4 protein-coding genes are annotated in these 4,445 nt (G+C 70.1%); all 4 read right to left on the minus strand.

All coding sequences use genetic code 11. The annotated features are described in order from the left end of the window. Positions 1-1,014: molybdopterin-dependent oxidoreductase (locus tag VFN12_RS00605; RefSeq protein ID WP_325116592.1), on the minus strand; the 1,014-nt coding region annotated here is incomplete at its 3' end. A 375-nt stretch (positions 1,015-1,389) separates the two neighbouring features. Beyond that, positions 1,390-1,572 carry a hypothetical protein gene (locus VFN12_RS00610; RefSeq protein WP_325116593.1) on the minus strand — a complete coding sequence of 61 codons (183 nt, stop codon included), beginning with the start codon at positions 1,570-1,572 and terminating at the stop codon, positions 1,390-1,392. A gap of 59 nt (positions 1,573-1,631) precedes the next feature. Further along, entirely contained in the window at positions 1,632-3,809 is a 2,178-nt protein-coding gene (locus tag VFN12_RS00615) for an MMPL family transporter (RefSeq protein ID WP_325116594.1), read from the minus strand. A gap of 87 nt (positions 3,810-3,896) precedes the next feature. Beyond that, the coding region (locus tag VFN12_RS00620) for a TSUP family transporter (RefSeq protein WP_325116595.1) at positions 3,897-4,445 on the minus strand (549 nt) is incomplete at its 5' end.

The following is a 4,445-nucleotide window of genomic DNA, read 5'->3' on the forward strand; positions in this document are numbered from 1 at the left end:
TGCGTCACGCCAGGGGCCGTCGTTCACGCTGATCTCGACCCGGCGGATCCGGCCGTACGCCGACCACGACCGGCCGGTGAGCTCCTTGCGCCCCGGGCGCAGCGCGGCCGGCAGCGGCTGCTCGATCGCGCTCTTCACGACTTGCGTGGTGACCAGAGGCGAGTCGGGGTACGCCGCCCCGAACATGCGGTAGCTGGTCGTGTTCCACTGTGACGTCAGCGGTGTCTCGGACACCTCGATCGAGCCCACCCACTTGATGTTGGCGACGCCGACCCAGCCCGGAACGAGGATCCTGGCCGGGAAGCCGTGGTCGGGTGGCAGGCTGCGACCGTTCATGCCCAGCACGAGCAGGGTGTCCTCGGCGAGCGCCTTCTCGAGCGGCACCGGGCGTCGCACCTGCTGGTCATCGAGCCCGACGGGCATCACGTCGAGCGCGCTCGGCTTGATGCCGGCCCGCTCCAGCACGGAGGAAAGCCTGACCCCGGTCCACTCGGCGACACCGACGGCACCCAGCGTCCACGCGGTGCCGGCCGCCGCCCTTCCCTGCTGGCTGCCGAAAAAGCTGCGGCCGTTGCCGGCGCACTCGATGAAGCGGGTCAGGCTGACCTGCGGCAACGCGAGCAGGTCGTCGTACGAGACGAAGACCTCGCGCTGGACGCCGGTACCGTGCACGCGCAGCCGCCAGGTCGCGGGGTCGATCCGCGGCGTCGATGTGTGGTTGCGCACGAAGAACCTGTCGATCGGTGTCAGGTAGCCCTGGCCGCGCATGGCGGACCAGCGCATCTCGGCGTTGGTCCCCCGGGCGATGAAGAGCGAGTCGGGGGTCGGCTTGGCAATGCCCGGTACATCGGCGGCGGCCCGCGAGGTCACGGACTGGGCCAGCGTCGGACCGACAGCGGCCACGGCGGCGCTCATCGCCCCGGCACGGAGCACCTGCCTGCGGGTCAGCCTGTGCGCGATCCGCTCTGCGCTCTCGAGGTCGTAGTCGTGCTCGTGGTGCAGTCCCCGGTCCATCCCGCCTCCTAAAGTCATGTGATTCACTCGACATTAGCAGGAATGGGCCACCGGCTCGGCAGCCGCTTGGGAAGTGCTGAGGAGGTTGCGCACACAGAAGCGGCCCCTCTCAGTCACTGCGAGGGGCGCTCCATCTGTGTAGACGCGTGGAGCCTCGTCCCGCCTTGCGCCCGCAGGATCCGCTGCCCCTCGGCCCCCCTGGGAGCAGGTCTCCAGATGCCTTCAGGCCCGGAGATCCGCCTGAACCCTCTGGAGCGGGGGCAGGATCCAAACCTGCGACCTCTGGATGCCGTCGGGGGCATCTCTCAATGCGGTTGTGGGTGGAGGTGGTGGGGGCCGTTCCGGGGAGGAGTGCGCGCCCCCACCGATCAGGGGTCAGCGGCCGAAGAGCTTTGAGAGGAAGCCGCCGCCGGAACCGGCGGCCGCCTTCTCGGCCGGCGTGTGCTGACCGTTGCACCAGTCCTTGGCGGAGACGCCCGCCTTGACCTGGCTGACGTGCTGGCCGCAGCCGGCCCAGGTGGTCCTGCCGCAGGTCTTGCATGGGGTTGGTCGGCACATGAGGTGCTCCGTTTCTGAGGGGGTGGAGTGTGATGTGTCCGTGAGGTCTCGGTGGAGGGTCAGCCGTGCGAGAACGTGATCTTCGGCAACGCTCGGGTGAGCCAGCGGGGGCTCCACCAGGCGGCCGTACCGGTGAGACGCAGCATCACGGGGAGCAGAACGAGGCGGACCAGGAAGGCGTCGAGCAGGACGGCGACGCCGAGCACGATGCCCATCTCCTTGGGCGGCAGCGGACCCGACAAGGCAAAGGTGAAGAACACCGCGACCATCACGGCGCCGGCGGCGAAGATCACTCGTCCGGAGTGGGCCAGCGAGCCGACCATGGCCTCGCGCGGGTCGCCCGAGCGCTCGTAGTGCTCCTTGGCCGAAGCGAGCAGGAAGACGGTGTAGTCCATGGCGATCGCGAAGATCATCGCGAAGAAGAACACTGGTGCCCAGGCGTCGAGGAAGCCCTGGGACTCGAACCCCAGCAGGTCCGCGCCGACGCCTTCCTGGAACACCAGGCGGGCGACGCCGAACGCTGCGGCGGTGGACAGCAGGCTGGCCAGGGTGCCGAGCAGCGAGATGAGCGGGGCCTGAAGGGCGACGAGCAGGAGCAGGAAGCCCAGCGCCAGGACGACGCCGATGACGAGTGGCGTCGACTCGTCGAGCTGGGTCTTCAGGTCGAGGCTCTCCACGGCGGCCCCGCCGACCAGGGCGGACTCGGGCAGGTGGTCGCGAAGCCGGTCGACGGTCGCGCCGAGCTCGGGGTCGGACGGGTCCACGGTCGGCACCGCCTGGATGAGGACGCGGTCGCTGTCGTCGGCCGCGTGCTGGGCGGGCATGGCGCCGGCGATGCCGGCGTCCGCGGTGAGCGCCGCCGCGGTGGCTTTGGCGTCGGTGCGGTCCACGATGATCTGGAGGGTGCCGGGCGCACCGTCCCCGAAGGCGTCCTGGACCTGGTCGTAGCCGACGCGGGCGCTGGACTCCTCGGGCAGCACCTGGATCGAGGGCATCGCCGTCTTGAGGCCGAGGACCGGGGCGGCCAGGGCGAGCAGGACGATGAGCGACGCCAGTCCGAAGGCGATGGGACGCTTCCAGAGGCGCTCGCCCCAGGCGGCGAACTTCGGGGAGCGGTGTTCGCCGGTGTGGACCCACCTCAGGGCCAGCCGGTTGATGCGGTGGTCGAGCTTGAAGAGCACGAGCGGAAGCAAAGTGAGCGTGGCCAGGAGGACGAAGGTGACGGCGAGCATGATGCCGCCGGCCATCGACCGGAACGCCGGGGAGGGCACGAGCATCACCGCAGACAGGGAGACGAGGACGGTGATGCCGGAGAGCAGGACGGCCTTGCCAGCGGTGTCCATGGTCTCTGCGATGGCCTGACGTGGGGTCTCGTGGTGGCCCATTCGGGCGGCCCGGAACCGTACGACGAGGAAGAGGGCGTAGTCGATGCCCAGGGCCAGGGCGAACATCATGGCGAAGTTCATCGCCCAGATCGACACAGGCACGAGCTCGTTGATGAGGACCAGGGAGCCCGCGGAGGCGACCAGGCCGGACAGGGTCAAGATGAGTGGGAGCCCTGCTGCAACCAGCGCGCCGAAGGCGAGCACGAGGATGGCGAGCGTCACCGGCCAGGAGAGCATCTCGGACTTGAGCATCCCGTCGAGGTTGGCCTCGTTGAAGTCGGACCACAGCAGTGAGGCGCCGGTCGGGTTGACCTCGATGCCGTCACCGGACAGTGCCTCGAGGTCGGCCTTGATGTCGTCGGCGACCCGGACCATCTCATTGGGGTCGGCGCCCGCACCGGCGAGGATGACGGCGGTGTCGCCGTCCTGGCTCAGCGTGGCGCCGGGCTGCGGCGCAATGACGTCGGCGATACGCGGCTCATCCTCGAGCAGCGCGGTGGCCTGAGCGAGCACGTCCTGGCCGCGTCCCTCCGTGACCGGGCCGTCGGTGCTGTGCACGACGACCTGGATGGCCGAGCTGGCGTTGCCGCCGAAGCTGTCGGTGGCGAGCTCGCGTACGGCGACGGACTCGGAGCCGTCGGCCTGCCAGCCGGCGCCGGACAGGTTCGCTTCGACCTTGGGGGCGAATACGCCAAGGCCGACGACGAGCAGCAGCCACACCAGGGCGGTCGCCTTGCGGTGGTGGGTGACCCACAGGCCGAGCCGCCCGAGGGGGCCGGGGCGGTAGCCGAGTCCGTCGGGCTCGGATTCGAGAGTGTGACTTGAGTTGCGGCGGGTGGCCGTCGACGTCATGAGCAGAACTCGTTCCTGTCAGGTGTGGAGCGGTGGATGTCTGGATCCCGGGATCGGTGGCAGGCCCGGGCAGGGGGATGGGATCGGTCAGATGAGGGCTGGGATGGCCGTCGCGGCGGTGTAGGCGGCGATGAGGAGGACCAGGCCGGTGAAGGCGGCGGAGAGCCGGGCGGTGTCGGTACGTGCGGCGATGCGGGCACCGGCGACCGAGCCGGCGATGGCCGTGACGGTGAGGGCTGCGACGAGCCACCAGTCGGGTGCGATGCCGGTGCCGGCACGGGTGGCGAGGGCGGCGACGCTGGTGATGGTGATGACGACCAGCGAGGTCCCGGCGGCGTACCCCATGGGGAGCGCCAGGGCGAGGACCAGGGCGGGGACGACGAGGAACCCGCCGCCGACACCGAGGAACCCGGTGAGCAGGCCCACGGCGGTGGCGGTGACGAGCACCTTGAGGGCTCGCGGGCACTGACACATGAAAGTGGGGCTGAACGTGATGATGGGGTCGTCCAGCCGGGGACGGTCGGCGTGGGTTCCACCGGGCGCGCCGCGGCGGTTGCGTAGTTGCCGCACGGTCATCAGGCCGGCCACGACGAGCATGAGGCCCGCGAACGCGGCCAGCAGCACGGCCTCAGGGAC

This window comes from Nocardioides sp. (assembly GCF_035703625.1).
Classification (GTDB): Bacteria; Actinomycetota; Actinomycetes; order Propionibacteriales; family Nocardioidaceae; genus Nocardioides.